Genomic DNA, 18,719 nt, shown 5'->3' on the forward strand with positions numbered 1-18,719 from the left:
AGACCAATGCTGAGCCGGACGGCCGAAAACCTCTACTGGATGGCGCGCTACCTGGAACGCGCCGAAACGATGGCGCGCCTTGTCGAACTGGGCACGCGGATGCGGCTGATGCCCGATGCGGTGGATGGATACCGCAACGAATGGGACTCGATCCTGCAGGCCAGCGGCACCGCGGACGGGTTCGGACGCAAGCACAAGGACACGGTGGAGCGCAACATCGTCTCCTATCTGTTCTTCGACCACGAAAACCCATCCTCGGTCTTTTCCTGCCTGCTGCAGGCGCGGGAGAATGCGCGGATCGTGCGCACGGCGCTGACCTCGCCGGTCTGGGATGCGCTCAACAGCGCCTACCAGGAGATGAAGGAATACCAGCGCCGCCCGCGCAGCGAGATGGACATCTCGGAAATGACCGAATGGACCACGCGCCAGACGGCGCTGGTGCAGGGGGCGATGAATGCCACCATGCTCAGGAATGACGGCTATGACTTCCTCAACCTGGGCTACAATATCGAACGCGCCGACAATACCGCGCGGCTGCTGGACGTGAAGTACTACGTGCTGCTGCCGGATGCGGGCTATGTCGGATCGGGCCTGGACAACTACCAGTGGACGGTGATCCTGCGCGCGATGCAGATGCACCGGGCGTTCCACTGGGCCTATGGCGGCGAGGCGACGGCCGCCAAGATCCTCGACATGCTGGTGCTGAACCGGCAATGCCCGCGCTCGATCGTCTCGTCGGTGCAGGGGATCAACGATCATCTCGACCGGCTGGCGCGCGGCTATGGCCGCTCCACCGAGGCGCAGAGCCGGGCGCGGATGCTGCTGGCGGAGCTGATGGAGATCCGCGTGGGCAACATCCTCGAGGAGGGGCTGCACGAGTTCCTGGAGCGCTGCATGCGCGACATGGCCGATCTGGGCAGTACCGTGCATAGCTGCTACCTGCGCGGCAGCGCGCTGTGAGCGGCCAGGAGGACAAGGCATGAAACTGACAGTTTCCCACCGGATCGTCACGCGTTTCGACCCGCCGCGGCGCCGGCTGCTGCAGAGCCTGCGCACCTATCCCACCGATTGCGCCAGCCAGAAGGTGCTGTCCTGGGACGTGCGCGTGGCGGGGGCCGTCGCGGGGGCCGCCTTCACCGACGGGGCGGGGGATCACACCGTCACCTTCTCCTCGCCCGGCGAGGTGAGCGAGGTTGTGCTGGAGATCACCGGCGAGGTGCAGACCTTCGACACGCTCGGCGTGCTGCGCGACCTGAAGGAGAAGGGGTCGCCCGTCGCCTATCTGACGCCGACGCGGCTGGTCCGGCCCGATGCCGCGATCCACGCGCTGGCCTCCGAGGCCGTGGCCACGATCGCGGCGGAGGCCGGGCTCGACCGCGCGCATGCGCTGGCCCAGGCCGTCACCGGCGCCATCACCCGCGACCGCGATCCCGCCAGGGAGCCGATGACCGCGGCCGAGGCGCTGGAGGCCGGCAAGGGCGGTCCGTCCGATTACGCGCATCTGATGGTGGCGGCGGCGCAGTCCGTGGGGATGCCCGCGCGCTTCGTCTACGGCTATTTCAAGCGCTCGCGCGCCGAGTTCGAGACCGTGATCGAGGCCGAGGACCAGATCGGCGCGACGCTCGCGGGCCATTGGCCGGCCCATGCCTGGGCCGAGATCTGGGTCGAGGGCATGGGCTGGGTCGGGTTCGACGCGATGGAGGAATGCTGTCCCGACGAGGCCTATATCCGGCTGTGCTCGGGGCGCGACGGGGCCGATGCGATGCCGGTGCGGGCGGTGGCCCAGGGGATGGGCAGCGAGGCCCATGCGGTGGCGCTGGACGTGGCGGGCACGGATCAGTAGAAGGCCCGTCGAGGCGTTCCGATGCGTCCCGGACAGATCTTCCGCGTTCCGCCGGGCGGGGCGCGGCGGCGGTCCGCGGCGCGGAGGGCGCAGGAACCGGGCCGCGACCTGCGAGGATGACATGACCTATTGCGTGGGACTGCTGCTGAAAGCCGGTGTCGTCCTTCTGAGCGACACGAGAACCAATGCGGGGCTGGACAACATCGCCTGCTATCGCAAGACCTTCACCTTCGAAGTGCCGGGCGAGCGGGTCGTGACGATCCTGACCGCGGGCAGCCTCTCGGTGACGCAGACCGCCATCGCGCGGCTGCGCGACATGGTGGACGACCCCGAGGCGGACGAGACCACGTCGATCCTCAAGGCGCGCACCATGCTGGATGTCGCCGAGATCGTCGGGCGGGTGCTGTCGGACGTGCGCGCCGACATCACTGCCAAGCTGGAGCGGATGAGCCAGGCCACCGCCTCGGCCTCGCTGATGGTTGCGGGACAGAGGAAGGGCGGCGAGATGCGGCTCTTCCTCGTCTATCCCGAGGGGAATTTCATCGAGGCGACCGAGGACACGCCCTTCCTGCAGATCGGCGAGCACAAATACGGCAAGCCGATCCTCGACCGGGTGGTGACGCCGGACACGCCGCTGGCCGATGCCAAGAAGGCGGTCCTGCTGAGCATGGATTCCACGCTGCGCTCCAACCTGTCGGTGGGGATGCCGCTGGATCTGACGGTGATCGAGACCGATGCCTGCCGCGTCACCGAGAGCCGCCGGATCGAGGCCGATGATCCCACCTTCCGCGAGATGAGCACCGCCTGGTCGAACGCGCTGCGCCATGCCTTCACCGAAGTGGTGATCTGAGCCCGGCCGCGGCCGGGAGATCGGCCATCCGCTGACATCTCTCGGCGGCGGGCCGGGCGCGTCCGTCCGTGAAAGCCCGCCGCGCCGGGTCGTCTCGAGGGGAGGCGGCGCTGCGGCGCCGCGCCGCTTGTCATCGGCCCCGCGCCGGGTGCAAACTGCGGGGATCGCCCCGAAAGGTTGACCCATGCTCAGGATCAGGCAGGCCAGGCCGGAAGACCATACCGAGATCAGCGTTCTCGTCGTCACGACATTCGGCCAGAACAACGAACACCGGCTGATCGAGGCGCTGCGCGCCGCCGGGGCGGTGACGCTGGAACTGGTTGCGCTGCTGGAGGACCGGATCGTCGGGCATGTCTGCTTCTCGCGGTTCGACGTGCCGCCGGGCTGGTGGGTGCTGGCCCCGGTCTCGGTCACCACGGCGTATCAGAATCGCGGCATCGGCAGCGAGCTGGTCCGCTACGGTCTCGACCAGGCGCGGCAGCAGCGGGCCGGGGCGGTGGTGGTGGTGGGCAACCCCGATTACTACCGGCGCTTCGGCTTCGTCTTCGACGGCCCCGCCCACCTGTCCAGCCCCTATCCCGCGCAGTATACCGGGCTTTACCCGATCGCGCCCGAGACGGCGGCGGCGGCAGTGGCGCTGCGCTATCCGGCCGCCTTCGAAGAGGCGTGAGGCCCCCGCGCGGGGGCCGGAGGCTCAGGATCCGGGGAGGAGGATGCGGTTGACATGGCCCATCTTGCGGCCCGGGCGCGCCTCGGCCTTGCCGTATAGATGGATGGCGGTGGCGCCGTCGGCGGCAAATTCCGCGATCCGTTCCACATCGTCTCCGATCAGGTTCAGCATCTCGACATCGCTATGCCGTTCGGCGCGGCCCAGCGGCCAGCCCGCGACGGCGCGGACATGCTGCTCGAACTGGCAGATGGCGCAGCCGGTCTGGGTCCAGTGGCCGGAATTATGGACGCGGGGGGCGATCTCGTTGACCACCAGGCCGGATGCGGTGACGAAAAGCTCCACCCCCATCACGCCGACATAGTCGAGCGCCGAGAGGATGCGCCCGGCCAGCAGCACCGCATCCGTGCGCAGCCGCGGGGGGATCTTCGCGGGCACGGTGGTGGTGTGCAGGATGCCGTCGCGATGCACGTTCTCGCCGGGATCGAAACACGCCACGGCGCCGTCGGTGGCGCGCGCGCCGATCACCGAGATCTCGCAGGAGAAGTCGACGAACCCCTCGAGGATCGCCGGGGCGCCCTTGAGCGCGGCGAAGGCGGCGGCGGCCTCGGACGCGTCCTTGATGCGGACCTGGCCCTTGCCGTCATAGCCGAAGCGGCGGGTCTTGAGGATCGCGGGCGTGCCGGTCCGCGCCAGCGCGGCCTCCAGCGCGGCAAGGTCGGGGATGTCCGCATAGGGTGCGGTGGCAAGACCCAGGCCCGAGAGGAAGTCCTTCTCGGTCATGCGGTCCTGCGAGACCTCGAGCGCGCGCCGGCCGGGCCGGATCGGGGCCAGCCCGCCGAGAAGGTCGAGCGCCGCGGTGGGGATGTTCTCGAATTCGTAGGTGATGACATCGACCGCGCGGCCGAAGGCCTCCAGCGCGGCGGCATCGTCATAGGGGGCGGCAGTGTGGCGGTCGGCGACCTGCGCGGCGGGGCAGTCGGCAGCGGGATCGTAGACATGGCATTTCAGGCCCAGCCGCGCAGCGGCCAGGGCCAGCATGCGGCCGAGCTGGCCGCCGCCGAGGATGCCGATGGTCGAACCGGGGGCGAGGGGGGTGTCAGTCATCGACGGGCACCTCCGGGATCGAGGCGGAGAGCGCCTCGCGCCAGGCCGTCAGCCGCGCGGCGATGCCGGGATCCGAGGTGGCGAGGATGCCTGCCGCCATCAGCCCGGCATTGGCGCCGCCCGCCGCGCCGATCGCCATGGTCGCCACCGGAAAGCCCCTGGGCATCTGGACGATGGAATAGAGGCTGTCGACGCCCGAGAGCGCGCGGGTCTGGATCGGAACGCCGATCACCGGCACCCAGGTCTTCGAGGCCATCATGCCGGGCAGGTGGGCCGCGCCGCCGGCCCCTGCGATAATGGCCTTCAGCCCGCGCCCGGCGGCCTCGCGGCCATAGCTCCACAGCCGGTCGGGGGTGCGGTGCGCCGAGACGATGCGCGCCTCCCAGGCGATCCCCAGCTCGTCGAGGATCTCCGCTGCCAGTTTCATGGTGGGCCAGTCCGACTGGCTGCCCATGATGATGCCGACCTGTACCTGCGCTGTCACCGTTCCGCCTCGCATGCCATGTTCCCGGAAGCCCGCGATATACCGGCTTCGGGCCGGGCTGCAAACAGGCAAAACGCGCCGCGGCGGCAGGAGGCCCCGGCTCGGGGGCCGGGGCGGGACGGCGCCTCAGGCGATGATGTCGGGATAGAGCCGGTCCTCGATGCGCTGGATGTCGTCCTTCAGCGCCAGCTTCTGCTTCTTGAGGCGGCGCAGCGCCAGCTGGTCGGCGCGCCCGGTCTCCTCCATCGCGGCGATGGCCTGGTCGAGATCGCGGTGACCGCGGCGCAGCATCTCGATCTTGACCTTCAGGACTTCCTCTTCGGTCATTTCAATATGCGCGTTCATGTCCACCCTGAACCCTCTGCAGCGGTAGCGCCGATCATAGCCGGTTCGGGCCGGGCTGGGAAGCGCTGCGTCGCGGGATGCTTGCACCGCGCCGCGGCAACCCCATATTCTGGGGTGCGGCCGCCGCAAGGGGCCGCGCATCCGTCGCTTTATCCAAGGACGAGACATGACCAAGACGACGCTGGGAACGCATCCGTTCCTCCTGGGGTTCGAGCAGCTGGAGCGGCTGGTCGAACGGACCGCCAAGAGCGGCAACGAGGGCTACCCGCCCTACAATATCGAGCAGACCTCCGACCGGTCCTATCGCATCACCCTGGCCGTGGCCGGGTTCGGCGAGGACGACCTGTCCATCACCGTGGAGGATCGCCAGCTGGTGGTGCGCGGGCGCATGCCGGACGACCTGTCCGAACGGGTGTTCCTGCATCGCGGGATCGCCGGGCGCCAGTTCCAGCGCAGCTTCGTTCTGGCCGACGGGGTGGAGGTGCGCAGCGCCTCGATGGAGCACGGGCTGCTGCATATCGACCTGTCCCGGCCGGAACCGGAGAACGTCGTCCAGCGTATAGAGATCAGCAAGGGGTGAATGTCATGGCAGAGCCGAGAGAGACCCGCATCGACCAGATCGACCAGGTGCCGCGCATCGTCTATGTGCGCGCGGTGGACAAGGCCGCGCTTCCGCAGGATCTGCAGGAAGCCACGGCCGACATCCCCGCGCCCTATTCGCTGCACGCGCCCGACGGCGAGCGGCTGGCGATCGTGCGCGATCAGAAGCTGGCCTTCCTGCTTGCCCGCCAGAACGACCTGACGCCGGTCTACGTGAACTGAGGGAAATCGCGGGATCCGGCCGTGTCGGCCGGGATCGCCCGCAGCGGGCCCGGTCCGAGGGACCGAGCCCTTTTCGTTCAGCGGGGTGCGTCGGGCATGGCGGGGACGGGGTCGGGCAGGCCGTCCCAGACCGGTTCCGCGCCTCCGGGTCCGGTGAGGAAGCCGCCGCCCGGCAGGTCCAGCGGCGCATCGAAGGCCGGGCCCGCGGGTCCCAGGGGCGGGGTCGCGGCCGGGGGGCGGGGCCGGGCCTCGTCCTGATCCGGCGGCGCCGGAACCGGGCCGCAGGCCATGAGGCAGCTGTCATCCGTGCGCAGCGTGGCGGCGGAGAGGGATGCCGGCGGCAGCCCCAGGCAGATCGCCATCACTGCCAGCCCGGCAGTCGCGGCCAGCCTTTCCGTCTCCATCCGCAATCCTCCCTTTGCCGGCGCGCGTCGCGGGCCGGTCTCCCCCTTCATAGCGGGACAGGCGGCCCGATGTGTTAAGAAAATGCGGCTCAGCCCTCTTCCGCGGCCAGGAACCGTTCCGCCTCCAGCGCGGCCATGCAGCCCATCCCGGCCGAGGTGACCGCCTGGCGATAGACATGGTCCGTCAGGTCGCCCGCGGCGAAGACGCCGGGGATCGAGGTCGCGGTGCTGCCCGGGACGGTCTTGACGTAGCCGCCGTGATGGGTCTCCAGCTGGTCCCTGACCAGCTCCGAGGCCGGCGCATGGCCGATCGCCACGAAGAAGCCCGCGCAGGGGATCTCGGTGATCGCGCCGGTGGCGACATGGCGGGCGCGCACGGCCTCCACGCCCAGCGGCGATTCGGAGCCGGTGACCTCCTCCACGGTGTGATCCCACAGGACCTCCACCTTGGGATGCTTGAACAGCCGGTCCTGCAGGATCTTCTCGGCGCGCAGGCTGTCGCGGCGGTGGATCAGCGTCACCTTGGAGGCGAAATTGGTCAGGAACAGCGCTTCCTCGACCGCGGTATTGCCGCCGCCGATCACCACGACCTCCTTGCCGCGATAGAAGAACCCGTCGCAGGTGGCGCAGGCGGAAACGCCGAAGCCCTTGAACTTCTCCTCCGAGGGCAGGCCCAGCCAGCGCGCCTGCGCGCCGGTGGCCAGGATCAGCGCGTCGGCGGTATAGACCGTGCCGCTGTCGGACGTGGCGGTGAAGGGGCGCGCCGACAGGTCGACCGAGGCGATATAGTCCGAGACGATCTCGGCGCCCATGTCGCGGGCGTGGGATTCCATCTTGACCATCAGGTCGGGGCCCATGATGGAGCTTTCGCCCGGCCAGTTCTCCACATCGGTGGTGATGGTCAGCTGGCCGCCGGGCTGCAGGCCCTGCACCAGAACGGGGTTGAGCATGGCACGCGCAGAATATACGGCTGCGGTGTAGCCGGCCGGCCCGGAGCCGATGATCAGTACCTTGCTGTGTTTCGTGTCGCCCATGGTCGGTCCACCCCGTTCTTCTGGCTGCGGCTGGCGATATAGGCGCGAAGGCCGCAAGTGGAAACCCCTGCCGGCGCCGCCCCGTCATCTTCGCGCGTGGCGGAAAGGGGGAGCGGAGATATTGGAATTAATCCAAAAATATCCGTTCCATCAAGAAACAATATTGCGCGCTTTCCGGGATTTGCCTAGGTTGGCGCTGCATAGGAGAAAAAGAGCAGATGGCCGGATCCAAGCTTGACCCGATCGACCGGAAGATACTTGCGGAACTGCAGGCCGACGGACGCATGACCAATGTGGAACTGGCCAAGCGGGTGGGCATCTCGGCGCCGCCCTGCCTGCGCCGGATGCGGACGCTGGAGGAAAGCGGCTATATCCGCGGCTACCACGCCCAGGTCGACAGCCGCGAACTGGGATTCGAGGTCCAGGTCTTCGCCATGGTGGGGCTGGAGTCGCAGGCGGAGGCCGATCTGTCCGCCTTCGAGCAGAAATGCCGGGGCTGGCCGCTGGTCCGCGAATGCCACATGCTCAACGGCGAGGTCGATTTCGTGCTGAAATGCGTGGCGCCGGACCTGGCGACCTTCCACGGGTTCCTGATCAGCGAGCTGACCGCGGCGGAGAATGTCGCCAGCGTCAAGACCTCGCTGGTGATCCGCTCGGCCAAGGAAGAGCCCGGCGTTCCCTTCGAGGTGCTGGAGGAGCGGCTGAGCAAGAGCGCCTGACGGCGCGGTCCGGAGATGGAAAGGGCCGGAGCTTGCCGCTCCGGCCCGGAACTCGTGACCACGTACTCGTCACCAACCACGGGGCCTGTATGTGCCCTTCCCTGGCAGGCTTCAAGAAAAATTTTTCTGCATTGCAGAAAAGATTGTCGCCGGATCGCGGGCAATCCGGGTTCAGAGCCGGATGGCGGCGGCGAGCCGCCCATAATCCGGTTCGCCGCGATGAAAGCTCCGGCGGAATGAAAAGAACCGTGCAGGGTCCGAATAGGTGCAGTGGCGCGACCATTCCGCATGGCCGATTCCCGCCTCGCGCAGCCGCCAGGCGGCAAAGCCCGGCAGGTCGAACTGGTACTTGTCCGGGGCCTTGCCGCCCGCGAAGAACCGCTGATGGGCCATGTCCTCGTCGAGGAACCGCTCCATGAAATCCTGTCCGACCTCATAGGCCGCCTGGCTGATCGTCGGGCCGATCACCGCGGCGATGCGGTCGCGCCGCGCGCCGGCGGCCTCCATCGCCGCCAGCGTCGCCTCCAGCACGCCGCCGAGCGCGCCGCGCCAGCCCGCATGTGCCGCGCCGATCACCCCGGCTTCGGCATCGGCGAAGAGCACCGGCGCGCAATCGGCGGTCAGGATGGTCAGGACGAGGCCGGGCGTCGCGGTGACCACGGCATCCGCCTCGGGCAGCGGCGGCGTGGTGGCGGCCTCCACCGTCGCGGCGACGGCCGAATGAACCTGGTTGACCCCGGCCATGTCTTCTGCCCCGGCGCCCATCGCGCCTGCGACCCGGGCGCGGTTAATCCGCACGATCTGCGCCTGGTCGGAAGAGCCGAAGCCGCAATTTAGCCCCTCGTAGATCCCCGAAGAAGCGCCGCCCTTGCGGGTGAAGAACCCGTGGCGCAGCGGCGAGAGGGCGTCGGAAGTGATGATTTCTAGGGCCATTGGGTCAGTCCGGGAAGCGGGGGGCTGGCCGTCGAGGCAAGGCCCATCGTCTTGAACACCGTTCCCATTTCATCCGGGTGGGTCAAGCGCCGATGTGCGGCGATCAGGGACTCGCGCGGGGCATCCGCGAGGCCCCGGGACAGCGCGCGGGCGCGCTCGGTGATGCCCAGCCGTTCGAGGAACACGCCCTGCGGCACCATCGGCGAGACGGCGCAGCCGGGGGCGGCGCGGGCCAGGGCCTCGAAATCGACATGGGCGGTCAGGTCGGCCTCGCCCGGCGTCTCCAGGACGGGCACGCTGCGGTGGCGGCGCACCGCCTGCAGCGTGTCGCCGCGCGAGTGCCAGCCGCCGTAATCGATGAACAGCGCCGCGCCGCCATGGCGGGAAATCCGCGCGGCCACCGCCCCGGCCAGGGCGGGCAGGGCGGGGCAGGTTTCCACCATTTCCCCGGGCGCGGTATCGTCAAGCCGGTGATCCAGCAGCGCCAGCGGGGCGGCCGGGCCGAGCCCGAGGACCAGCCCGTCCGCATCCGCGCCGATCTGTCTTTCGCGCCAGCCCGCGGGGTCGCGGACGAACTGGCGGATCGGCAGCGCGTCGAGGAATTCGTTGGCGACGAGAAACAGCGGCAGCTCGGGCAGATCCTCCAGCCGGTCGATCCAGCGGGGCGCGGCTCCGGGCAGGGCGTCGCGCTGGATGCCGCGCAGCCGCGGCGAGGCCTCCACCAGCACCAGCCGCGCCGCCTCGCGGAAGCCCGGAACGGCCCCCGCCACGCGCCAGATATCGGCCATCAGCGTGCCGCGGCCGGGACCCGGCTCGGCCAGGCAGAAGGGCGCGGGGCGGCCGCGGTCGATCCAGGCCTGGGCCAGCCACAGGCCGATCATCTCGCCGAAGATCTGGCTGATCTCGGGGGCGGTGGTGAAATCCCCGGCCGCGCCGAAGGGATCGCGCGTGGTGTAATAGCCGTGCCGGGGGTGCAGCAGGCACTCGGCCATGTACTCCGCGACCGTGATCGGCCCGTCCAGCGCGATGCGGCGGCGCAGGATCTCCGCCAGGGGCGTCATGCCTTCGGGCGGCGCAGCGTCACCGCGAGGATCGCCAGACCCAGCGCCAGCATCGGCAGCGACAGGACCTGGCCCTGGGTCAGGCCCCAGTCGCCCAGCCGGATCACGTGGCCCCAGGGGTTGTCGGGCGTCACGAACTGGGCATCGGCCTGGCGGAAGGTCTCGACGAAGATCCGTGCCGCGCCATAGCCGGTGAAGAACACGCCCGTCACGCGTCCGGGACTGCGCAGCCAGCGCAGCCGCACCGCGACGAACCAGATCACGGCCCCCAGCAGAAGGCCTTCCAGCCCGGCTTCGTAGAGCTGCGAGGGATGGCGCGCGCAGCCGCCGTCCACGCCGGCGCAGGCCTGCGCGGCCCCGCCGGGGAAAATCACGCCCCAGGGAAGGTCGGTCGGCCGCCCCCAGAGCTCGGCATTGATGAAATTCGCGATCCGTCCCAGGAACAGCCCCGGCGTCACCGCCAGCGCCATGCAGTCGGCCACGGGGGCGGCGGCCACGCCATAGCGGCGGCAGAACAGCAGCCCGGCGGCGATCACCCCGATCAGCCCGCCATGGAAGGACATGCCGCCCTGCCACAGTTTCAGGATCTCGGCCGGGTGCGAGAGGTACCAGGAGGGCTGGTAGAACAGCACGAAGCCCAGCCGCCCGCCGAGGATCACGCCGAGGATCACCCAGGTCAGCAGCGCCTCCGCCTGGTCGGGTCCCATCGGCGGGCGTCCCTCGGGCCAGAGCGGCGGGCGCGACACGGCGCGGCGGATGATGAACAGGCCGGCCAGCAGGCCGATCACATAGGCAAGGGCATACCAGCGGAGCGCGAAGGCAAAGCCGCCGATCTGGAACGAGAAGATCTCGGGGGAGAGATCGGGAAAGGGAATCGCGAGCAGCATGGCCGCCTGATGGAAGCCGGGGCGGGCCAAGTCAACGCGGTTCGTCGCGCGATCGCACGGGATCGGGCGCGATGCCTTTTCCCCGGGGGCGGACTCCCCTACATGTGAGGAGGAGTGTTCGTGCAAATCACCCGAGACCAGAGGTTCCCATGCAGACCCGCAACCGCATTTTCGACGACCTGTCGCAGCTCATGACCAACGCGATGGGCGTGGCGCAGGGCGCCAGGGACGAGGCCGAGACGGCGATGAAGTCGATGATCGACCGCTGGCTGGCCGATCGCGACTTCGTCACCCGCGAGGAATTCGACGCCGTGCGCGCGATGGCGCAGAAGGCGCGCGAGGAGAACGAGGCGCTGAAGGCACGGCTTGACGCGCTGGAGGCGAAGGCCGGCTGAGCCTGCGCCGCGGGCTCAGTCCCGCGGCGCCGCCGCCCGGGCCAGGCGGTCATTGATCGCCCGGCCCAGCCCGTGATCGGGGATCGGCGCGACGGCGATGGCCGCGATCCCGGCCGCATCCATCCGGTGCAGCAGGGTGAACAGGTTCGCCGCCGCCTCCTCCAGGTCGCCCGAGGCCGACAGGGTCCAGTCCGACCGGACCGGGCCGAAACCCAGCAGCACCTCGCCGTCCCGCGCCTCGGTCGCGTTCAGCCGCACGCCCGCCTTCGGCGCATAATGGCTCGACAGCATGCCGGGCGCGATGGGCGCGGCATGGGTTTCGCGGTCGGCGCGCAAGAGCGGCTGGCTCAGGGCCTCCTCCAGCGCCTCCGCCGGGACGCCGCCCGCGCGCAGGAGCCGCGGCGCGCCGGTCAGGTCCAGGATCGTCGATTCCACCCCCACCTTGCAGGGCCCGCCATCCAGCACCGCGGCGATCCGCCCGCCCAGCCCGTCCATCACGTGACCGGCGGTCGTCGGGCTGATCCGTCCCGAGGGATTGGCCGAGGGCGCCGCCAGCGGCAGGCCGCAGGCGGCCAGCAGCCGCCGCGCCAGCGGATGGGCAGGCACGCGCAGCGCGATGCTGTCATGCCCGGCGCTGACCCGCGGCGCGATCCCGGCATCGGCGCGCAGCGGCAGAACCAGCGTCAGCGGCCCGGGCCAGAAGGCCTCCAGCCGCTCGGCCGCGGCCGGGATCTCGGCATAGCGCGCGGCCTGCGCCGCCTGCGCCAGATGGACGATCAGCGGGTTGAAGGCCGGGCGTCCCTTGGCGGCATAGATCCCCGCGACGGCCGCATCCGACAGGGCATTCGCGCCCAGCCCGTAGACGGTCTCGGTCGGGAAGGCGACGCAGCGCCCCGCCTGCAGATGCAGGGCGGCGGCGGCGATGCCGCTCTCGTCGGGAAGAAGCCGTTGCGTCGGGTCCATGATCTGTAACGTCGCGTTCCGGTTGCGCGGCCGGGGCCGGGCCGCGAAACTGCCCCCATGCGGCCCTATCGCCCGGGCCCCTGCATGGCAAGCCGGAGGAGAGCATCATGGGTTTCCGCGCCCCCGTTTCCGAATACCTTTTCCTTCTGGATCACGTCCTGGGATATGACCGGGTCGCCGCGCAGCCGCGCTTTGCCGAGGCCGGGCGGGATACCGCCGCGGCCGTCCTGGAGGAGGCCGGCAGGCTCGCCTCCGAGGTCCTGGCGCCGCTGCAGCGTCCGGGGGACCTGACCCCCGCACGGCTGCAGGACGGGCAAGTCGTCACCTCGCCGGGCTTCGCCGGGGGGTATCGCGCGATCGCCGAGGGCGGCTGGGTCGGCATCGCCGCCGGGACGGAGGCCGGGGGGATGGGCCTGCCGGTGAGCCTGTCGATGGCGGTGGGCGAGATGATGGCCGGGGCCTGCCTGTCGCTGCAGCTCTGCCCGCTCCTGAGCCAGGGCCAGATCGAGGCGCTGGAACATCACGGGTCGGAGGCGCTCAAGGCGCTCTACCTGCCGCGCCTGGTCTCGGGCGAATGGACCGGCACGATGTGCCTGACCGAGCCGCAGGCCGGGTCGGATGTCGGCGCCCTGACCACCCGGGCCGAGCCCGCCGGGGATGGCAGCCATCGCATCACCGGGCAGAAGATCTACATCACCTGGGGCGATCACGACATGGCGGAGAATATCTGCCACCTGGTGCTGGCGCGGCTGCCCGATGGCGGGCCCGGCACGAAGGGGATCAGCCTGTTCCTGGTGCCGAAATTCCTGCCCGATGCCGATGGCGCGCCGGGGGCGGCCAATGCCGTGACCACCGTCAGCCTGGAGCACAAGCTGGGCCTGCACGGATCGCCCACCGCGGTGCTGCAATTCGAGGCGGCGCAGGGCTGGCTGGTCGGCGCGCCGCACAAGGGCATGGCGGCGATGTTCACCATGATGAACAACGCCCGGCTGGGCGTCGCCATGCAGGGGGTCGGCATCGCCGAGGCGGCGCTGCAGGCGGCCGGGGCCTATGCGGCGGAGCGGCGCCAGGGCGAGACGCCGGAGCCTGGCGAATCCGCCATCCAGGGCCATGCCGACCTGCGCCGGATGCTGGCCGAGATGCAGGCCGATACATTCGCCGCGCGGGCCATCGCGCTGTCCTGCGCGGTGGCGATCGACATGGCGAGGGCGACGGGCGATGCGGCCTGGGCGGCGCGCGCGGCGCTGCTGACCCCGGTGGCCAAGTCCTTCGGCACGGAAACCGGCATGCGCGTGGCCGAGACCGGCGTGCAGGTCCATGGCGGCATGGGCGTGATCGAGGAGACCGGTGCCGCGCAATTCTGCCGCGACGTGCGGGTGACGGCGATCTACGAGGGCACGAACGGCATCCAGGCGATGGACCTCGCCGGGCGCAAGCTGGGCGATGGCGGCAAGGCGGCCTTCGGCCTGATCGACGAGATCCAGGATGCCGCGGGCAGTCTGCGCGGGCGCCATCCGGATCTGGCCGGGCCGGTCTGGGATGCGGCGGAAGGGCTGCGCGAGGCGACGGAGCGGATGCTGGCGGCCGGTCTGACCGACCGTTTCGCCGTGGCGGCCCCCTATCTGCGCGGCTTCGCGCGGGTGCTGGGCGGCTGGCATCACCTGCAGGCGGGGGCGGCGGAGGAAGCGCGGTTGCCGCTGGCGCGGTTCTACATCCGGCGGATGCTGCCCGAGGCCGGCCCGCTCCTGGCGCAGGCGGGGCTGGGAGCGGCGGATCTTTACGCCGTGCGCCCGCCGGGCCGGACGGTTTAGGCCGCGAAGATTGCGCCGGGCGCCGATCCTTGGCAGGAGCGGGGGCGGAGCCAGGCAGGAGAGACCGTGACCCGTTCCCAGACCGAGGCGGCCCCGCCGCTGCGCCACCCCTTTCCCGATCCGCCCGCGGAGGGCGCGGCCGTGGAGATCGCGCCGGGCGTGCTGTGGATGCGCCTGCCTTTGCCGATCGCGCTGGACCATGTGAATGTCTATGCGCTGGCCGATGACGACGGCTGGACCATCGTCGATACCGGCATGGACACGCGCCGCAGTCGCGCGGTCTGGCAGCGGCTGCTGGACGGGCCTCTGGCCGGGCGGCCGGTGGCGCGGGTGCTGGTGACGCATCACCATCCCGACCATGTGGGGCTGGCGGGGTGGTTCCGGGCCGAGCATGGCGCCGAGATTATGATGACCCGCACCGCCTGGCTCTTCGCGCGGATGCTGCGGCTGGACGAACAGGCCGTGCCGCCGCCCGAGACGCTGGAGTTCTGGCGCCGCGCGGGGATGGACCCGGCGGTGCTGGCGGCGCGGCAGGCCGAACGGCCGATGAATTACTGCGATATCGTGGCGCCGATGCCGCTGGGCTTCCGGCAGATCGCCGAGGGCGACCTGCTGGATCTGGGCGGCCGGTCCTGGCGGGTGCGCCTCGGCGGCGGCCATGCGCCCGACCAGGCGACGCTGTGGAGCGAGGATGGCACGCTGGTGATCGCGGGCGACCAGATCCTGCCCGGCATCTCTCCCAATATCGGGGTCTACGCGACCGAACCGAAGGCCAATCCGCTGGCCGACTGGATCGAGAGCTGCACCCGGCTGGCGCACCATGCCACGCCCGGCCAGCTGGTCCTGCCGGGACACAAGCTGCCCTTCACCGGCCTGCCCGCGCGGCTGGCGGCGCTGATCGCCAGCCATCACCGGGCGCTGGCGCGGCTGCGCGCGCATCTGGCGGTGCCGCATTCGGCGGCGGAATGCTTTCCCGCGCTCTACCGCCGCGACATCGGGCCCGGGGAATACGGGCTGGCGCTGGTGGAAGCGATCGCGCATGTGAATTATCTGGAAGCCGCCGGGGAAATCTCGGGCGGGCTGCGGGACGATGGGGCCATCGCCTGGCAGATCAGGGACAGGTGACATGACGAAGAACACAACCGGCCGCGTGACTTTGCCGGAATTTCCTCCTAGCATCGCGCGAGGGACACAGGAGGAGACGGGCCATGGCGGATTACAAGCACGGGTCGATGGACATCACCGAGCAGGAGAAGACCTTCGCGGGATTCGTGACCTTCACGACCCGCGCGGTGATCGCGATCATCGTCTTCCTGCTGTTCCTGGCGCTGGTCGGGGCCTGAGGCTCAGCCGCCGGGCCTTCGGCGCCGGGCTTGCCTCGTCGCTGCTTGCGGCCTGCGCGGAACCCGTGCGCGATCCGCCCGAGGCGGTGGCCGCGGCGCATTTCCGGTCGGGCAACCCGCCTGCTCTGACACTGTACACGAATGTGCGCATCGCCACCGGCAAGGGCGCGCATACCGCGCTGGTGATCGACGGGCCGGAACGCGTGGTGTTCAACCCCGCGGGCACCTGGCATCACCCCAAGGCGCCGCGGATCGATGACGTGCATTACGGCTTCACCGAGCCGATGGAGGCCTGGTTCGTCGATTACCACGCGCGCGAAACCTATTATGTGCGCCAGCAGAAGCTGCAGGTGCCGATGGCCACCGCCGCGCGGGCGCTGCAGCTGGCGGAGGAGACGGGGCCCGTGATGGCGACCTTCTGCACGCTGCGCACCAGCCAGATCATCGCCGCGCTGCCCGGTTTCGAGGATTTCCCGCGGACGCTGTTTCCCGATGTCGCCAGCGAGGCCTTCGCGCAATATCCCGGCGTGGAGACCAGGACCTTCCACGATGACAGCCCCGATGACCGCAGCGATATCGGCGGCATCGGCGGTTACGGCTATATCGGGCAGGGCGTCCGGGTGGAGGGCTGAGGCGTGGGCCGGGGGCTGGATCAGGCGAAAAGCGCCAGCCCCGCGGCCAGCGTGCCGAACCCGGCCGCCACCGACCACAGCACCGAGCGCGTCCAGATCCCGGCGATCACCGTCGCCGCGGCGGCCAGCAGCCGCGCGGGATCGGGCGCGCCGCCGGTGGCTTCGGGCCACAGGACCAGCGGCGCGACCAGCCCCGGCAGCACGGCCATGGGGGTATAGCGCAGCATCCTGAGCGCCCATTCGGGAAAGCGGCGCTGTCCCACCAGCCCGAGAAAGGAAAACCGGATCACGAAGGTTCCGATCGCCAGCCCGGCGATCACGGCCCAGACGGTGACGGCATCGGGGGTCATGCGCGGCGCTCCATCCAGATCTCGGTCTGCGCCCCGGCGGCCATGGCGGCGATGGCCGCGAGGATCAGCCCCAGCGAATAGGGCATCCAGGACAGCGCCAGCGCCAGGGCGACCGAGGTGCCTGCCGCCGCCAGATGCGCCAGCGTCTTCAGCCCCGGCGCGACCAGCGCGAGGAAGGTGACCGGCACGGCGAAATCCAGCGCGATCCCCTCCGGCACGGCCGCGCCCATGCGCGCCCCGCAATAGGTGGCCAGGAACCAGACCGGGGCGATGGTGGACATGGTGGCAAAGAAATATCCCAGCTTCTGCGGCAGCGGCCTGCCGGGCTCGCGCTCATAGGCGGCCTGGGCCAGGGCATAGCTCTGATCGACCAGAAGATAGGCGACCAGCCCTCTCTGCCACAGCCTGGCCTTGCCCAGATGGGGGGCCAGCGCGGCGGAATACATGGCCATGCGCAGGTTGACCGCCAGCGAGGTCAGCAGGATCACCGCCAGCGGCGCATTGTCCTGCAGCAGCTGCAGCGCGGTGAACTGGGCCGCCCCGGCGATGACCAGCACGGTGAACCCCATCACCTGCGCGATGGGCAGCCCCGCCTCGGCCCCGGCCACGCCGAAGAGCATTCCGAAGGGCACGATCACGATGAGAAAGGGAATCGAATCGACGAGCCCGCGCCGGATCGCGGCGCCCATACCGGTTTGCATGACCGAAACATCCTGTTTACGCACGCCCCGCGCTACGCCAGACTTGCCGCGGATGCAATTGGCTCCCGTCCCCGGGGCGGACTTTGCGTAAGAAACCGGATCGGAGGCCGGAACGATGACGACGCCCCTGGGGGTGATCCTCGCAGGCGGGCAGGGCCGCCGGATGGGCGGGGCCGAGAAGGGCCTGCTGATGCTGGGCGGGCGCTGCCTGCTGGACCGGGCCATCGACCGGCTGGGGGTGCAGGTCGCGGGCCTGGCGGTCAATGCCAACGGCCCGGCCGAATGCTATGCCGAATTCGGCCTGCCGGTTCTGCGCGATACCGTGCCGGGCCATCCCGGGCCGCTGGCCGGGGTGCTGGCGGGGCTGGACTGGGCGGCTGCGCAGGGGGCGGAGCGGATCGTGACCGTCGCGGTGGACACGCCCTTCTTCCCCGCGGATCTGGCCGCGCGGCTGGAGCGCACGGCCGGGCGCGCGGGCACGTCCATCGCCATGGCTGCCACCGAGGAGGAGGGCCGCCTGTTCCGGCAGCCGGTATTCGGGCTCTGGCCGGTGGCGCTGCGCGGGGATCTGCGCAGCGCGCTGGGGCAGGGGGTGCGCAAGGCGCGGTTCTGGGCCGACAGCCACGGTACGGCCACGGCCCTGTTCGCGGCGGAGGCCTTCTTCAACATCAACACCCCCGCCGATCTGGACCGCGCGGCCGCCATGCTGCCCGAGGCGGAGGGCTAGGCCCCGCATCCGCCGCGGGACGCGGGCGCAGACCGGGCCGGCATGGCGCCGAAAGCCGCCTTTCGCGCGGGTCCCGCCCCGGGGGCAGAGAGGCTCAGCCGAACATGCCGACGGCGCGCCCGAGCAGCATGAAGGCGCGGCCGCTGCGGGTCTCGGCCAGGCGGACCAGGGTGGCATCCTCCATCTTCTCGGCGCGCGCGGCCAGCATCAGGTCGAAATGGCGCAGGAAATGGTGCACGGCATCGCGGAAGACCGGGTCCTCGCGCAGCGCCGCGCCGCAGGTGGCCAGCGCCCCGGGGTCGCGGATGCCGCCCAGGGCCGAGAGCGCGCCGCCGCGTTCGCCCGCCGCGAAGCGCCGCCAGAGTTCGGGGCGCGGATGGTCCGGCGGCAGGTCGTCCATGTAGAGCCCCGCCTGGGACAGGAGCGTCAGAGCATCCTGCGCGGCCTGCACCAGCGGGGCGGTGCGCGGGGATTTCAGCGCCAGGCGCAGCGCGCGGAACCCGTCGGTATCCTCCGGGTCCTGCGGGAAGTTCAGCGCGTGCAGGAAATCCGCGATGGTCAGCGGCGGCGGCGGCGGCGCGGCCCCGAGGGCAAGGCTGCCCTGGCCGGTGCCCGCCGCGGCGGCGCCGGGGGGCGTGTCG

Annotated in this window: 24 protein-coding genes and 1 pseudogene; 13 read left to right on the plus strand and 12 right to left on the minus strand. The window is 70.4% G+C overall.

What is annotated here, in order from left to right:
- Positions 1-6: 6 nt before the first annotated feature.
- The 4 genes from ICN82_RS14550 to ICN82_RS14565 all read left to right on the plus strand — a co-directional run bounded on the left by ICN82_RS14550 (position 7) and on the right by ICN82_RS14565 (position 3,363).
- Positions 7-960, plus strand: coding sequence for an alpha-E domain-containing protein (locus ICN82_RS14550; protein WP_193184084.1), 954 nt, complete (start codon positions 7-9; stop codon positions 958-960).
- Between the two features lie 19 nt (positions 961-979).
- Complete coding sequence (locus ICN82_RS14555; protein WP_193184085.1) at positions 980-1,843, plus strand: transglutaminase family protein; 864 nt, start codon at positions 980-982, stop codon at positions 1,841-1,843.
- Positions 1,844-1,964: 121 nt separating this feature from the next.
- On the plus strand, positions 1,965-2,693 hold the full coding sequence (locus ICN82_RS14560) for a peptidase (RefSeq protein ID WP_193184087.1): 729 nt from the start codon (positions 1,965-1,967) through the stop codon (positions 2,691-2,693).
- A gap of 184 nt (positions 2,694-2,877) precedes the next feature.
- Entirely contained in the window at positions 2,878-3,363 is a 486-nt protein-coding gene (locus ICN82_RS14565; protein WP_193184089.1) for a GNAT family N-acetyltransferase, read from the plus strand.
- Between the two features lie 24 nt (positions 3,364-3,387).
- Here ICN82_RS14565 and ICN82_RS14570 read toward each other — a convergent pair whose 3' ends face one another.
- From ICN82_RS14570 to ICN82_RS14580, 3 genes are all read right to left on the minus strand, one after another.
- Positions 3,388-4,467 (minus strand): 5-(carboxyamino)imidazole ribonucleotide synthase, encoded by a 1,080-nt coding sequence (locus tag ICN82_RS14570; RefSeq protein ID WP_193184091.1) that lies wholly within the window; start codon positions 4,465-4,467, stop codon positions 3,388-3,390.
- Complete coding sequence (purE, locus tag ICN82_RS14575; RefSeq protein WP_330999013.1) at positions 4,460-4,951, minus strand: 5-(carboxyamino)imidazole ribonucleotide mutase; 492 nt, start codon at positions 4,949-4,951, stop codon at positions 4,460-4,462. Before purE ends, ICN82_RS14570 begins: the two co-directional genes overlap by 8 nt.
- Before the next feature lie 126 nt (positions 4,952-5,077).
- Positions 5,078-5,296 carry a YdcH family protein gene (locus ICN82_RS14580; RefSeq protein ID WP_193184095.1) on the minus strand — a complete coding sequence of 73 codons (219 nt, stop codon included), beginning with the start codon at positions 5,294-5,296 and terminating at the stop codon, positions 5,078-5,080.
- 166 nt (positions 5,297-5,462) lie between these two features.
- On the opposite strand from ICN82_RS14580, the gene ICN82_RS14585 reads away from it, so the two are divergent.
- Together ICN82_RS14585 and ICN82_RS14590 are read left to right on the plus strand one after the other, a co-directional pair.
- On the plus strand, positions 5,463-5,876 hold the full coding sequence (locus ICN82_RS14585) for an Hsp20 family protein (RefSeq protein ID WP_193184096.1): 414 nt from the start codon (positions 5,463-5,465) through the stop codon (positions 5,874-5,876).
- Positions 5,877-5,881: 5 nt separating this feature from the next.
- On the plus strand, positions 5,882-6,118 hold the full coding sequence (locus ICN82_RS14590; RefSeq protein WP_193184097.1) for a DUF1150 family protein: 237 nt from the start codon (positions 5,882-5,884) through the stop codon (positions 6,116-6,118).
- 77 nt (positions 6,119-6,195) lie between these two features.
- Here the strand turns inward: ICN82_RS14590 and ICN82_RS14595 are convergent, their stop codons facing one another.
- Positions 6,196-6,522 (minus strand): hypothetical protein, encoded by a 327-nt coding sequence (locus ICN82_RS14595; RefSeq protein WP_193184098.1) that lies wholly within the window; start codon positions 6,520-6,522, stop codon positions 6,196-6,198.
- 89 nt (positions 6,523-6,611) lie between these two features.
- A complete protein-coding gene (trxB, locus tag ICN82_RS14600; RefSeq protein ID WP_193184099.1) occupies positions 6,612-7,556 on the minus strand; it encodes a thioredoxin-disulfide reductase in 945 nt (314 codons plus the stop codon).
- A 218-nt stretch (positions 7,557-7,774) separates the two neighbouring features.
- On the opposite strand from trxB, the gene ICN82_RS14605 reads away from it, so the two are divergent.
- Positions 7,775-8,275, plus strand: a complete 501-nt coding sequence (locus tag ICN82_RS14605; RefSeq protein WP_193184100.1) for an Lrp/AsnC family transcriptional regulator — start codon at positions 7,775-7,777, stop codon at positions 8,273-8,275.
- Between the two features lie 171 nt (positions 8,276-8,446).
- Here the strand turns inward: ICN82_RS14605 and pgeF are convergent, their stop codons facing one another.
- The 3 genes from pgeF to lgt are packed head-to-tail and all read right to left on the minus strand — an operon-like array spanning position 8,447 to position 11,156.
- Complete coding sequence (gene pgeF / locus ICN82_RS14610) at positions 8,447-9,208, minus strand: peptidoglycan editing factor PgeF (protein WP_193184101.1); 762 nt, start codon at positions 9,206-9,208, stop codon at positions 8,447-8,449.
- On the minus strand, positions 9,199-10,269 hold the full coding sequence (locus ICN82_RS14615) for a class I SAM-dependent methyltransferase (RefSeq protein ID WP_193184102.1): 1,071 nt from the start codon (positions 10,267-10,269) through the stop codon (positions 9,199-9,201). The genes pgeF and ICN82_RS14615 overlap by 10 nt, the downstream gene beginning before the upstream one ends.
- Positions 10,266-11,156 carry a prolipoprotein diacylglyceryl transferase gene (gene lgt / locus ICN82_RS14620; protein ID WP_193184105.1) on the minus strand — a complete coding sequence of 297 codons (891 nt, stop codon included), beginning with the start codon at positions 11,154-11,156 and terminating at the stop codon, positions 10,266-10,268. The genes ICN82_RS14615 and lgt overlap by 4 nt, the downstream gene beginning before the upstream one ends.
- 149 nt (positions 11,157-11,305) lie before the next feature.
- On the opposite strand from lgt, the gene ICN82_RS14625 reads away from it, so the two are divergent.
- Complete coding sequence (locus tag ICN82_RS14625; protein ID WP_193184107.1) at positions 11,306-11,551, plus strand: accessory factor UbiK family protein; 246 nt, start codon at positions 11,306-11,308, stop codon at positions 11,549-11,551.
- Between the two features lie 15 nt (positions 11,552-11,566).
- Here ICN82_RS14625 and ICN82_RS14630 read toward each other — a convergent pair whose 3' ends face one another.
- Entirely contained in the window at positions 11,567-12,514 is a 948-nt protein-coding gene (locus ICN82_RS14630; protein WP_193184109.1) for an L-threonylcarbamoyladenylate synthase, read from the minus strand.
- A gap of 107 nt (positions 12,515-12,621) precedes the next feature.
- Here ICN82_RS14630 and ICN82_RS14635 point away from each other — a divergent pair, with 107 nt between their 5' ends.
- The 4 genes from ICN82_RS14635 (at position 12,622) to ICN82_RS14650 (ending at position 16,300) form a co-directional block, all read left to right on the plus strand.
- Positions 12,622-14,325: an acyl-CoA dehydrogenase gene (locus ICN82_RS14635; protein WP_193184111.1), complete on the plus strand. Its 1,704-nt coding sequence runs from the start codon at positions 12,622-12,624 to the stop codon at positions 14,323-14,325.
- A gap of 66 nt (positions 14,326-14,391) precedes the next feature.
- On the plus strand, positions 14,392-15,450 hold the full coding sequence (locus ICN82_RS14640; protein ID WP_330999014.1) for an MBL fold metallo-hydrolase: 1,059 nt from the start codon (positions 14,392-14,394) through the stop codon (positions 15,448-15,450).
- An 83-nt stretch (positions 15,451-15,533) separates the two neighbouring features.
- Positions 15,534-15,668, plus strand: coding sequence for an aa3-type cytochrome c oxidase subunit IV (locus ICN82_RS14645; protein WP_193184113.1), 135 nt, complete (start codon positions 15,534-15,536; stop codon positions 15,666-15,668).
- A gap of 65 nt (positions 15,669-15,733) precedes the next feature.
- Entirely contained in the window at positions 15,734-16,300 is a 567-nt protein-coding gene (locus ICN82_RS14650) for a hypothetical protein (protein WP_193184115.1), read from the plus strand.
- A 20-nt stretch (positions 16,301-16,320) separates the two neighbouring features.
- Here the strand turns inward: ICN82_RS14650 and ICN82_RS14655 are convergent, their stop codons facing one another.
- Entirely contained in the window at positions 16,321-16,650 is a 330-nt protein-coding gene (locus ICN82_RS14655; RefSeq protein WP_193184117.1) for an AzlD domain-containing protein, read from the minus strand.
- Positions 16,647-17,351 carry an AzlC family ABC transporter permease gene (locus tag ICN82_RS14660; protein ID WP_193184119.1) on the minus strand — a complete coding sequence of 235 codons (705 nt, stop codon included), beginning with the start codon at positions 17,349-17,351 and terminating at the stop codon, positions 16,647-16,649. Before ICN82_RS14660 ends, ICN82_RS14655 begins: the two co-directional genes overlap by 4 nt.
- Before the next feature lie 115 nt (positions 17,352-17,466).
- On the opposite strand from ICN82_RS14660, the gene mobA reads away from it, so the two are divergent.
- Positions 17,467-18,078, plus strand: coding sequence for a molybdenum cofactor guanylyltransferase MobA (mobA, locus tag ICN82_RS14665; RefSeq protein ID WP_193184121.1), 612 nt, complete (start codon positions 17,467-17,469; stop codon positions 18,076-18,078).
- Positions 18,079-18,172: 94 nt separating this feature from the next.
- Here mobA and ICN82_RS14670 read toward each other — a convergent pair.
- Positions 18,173-18,719 (minus strand): annotated as a pseudogene (locus tag ICN82_RS14670) (hypothetical protein); the annotation flags it as partial.

The organism is Mangrovicoccus algicola (genome assembly GCF_014903745.1).
In the GTDB taxonomy this organism is placed as follows: Bacteria; Pseudomonadota; Alphaproteobacteria; order Rhodobacterales; family Rhodobacteraceae; genus Mangrovicoccus; species Mangrovicoccus algicola.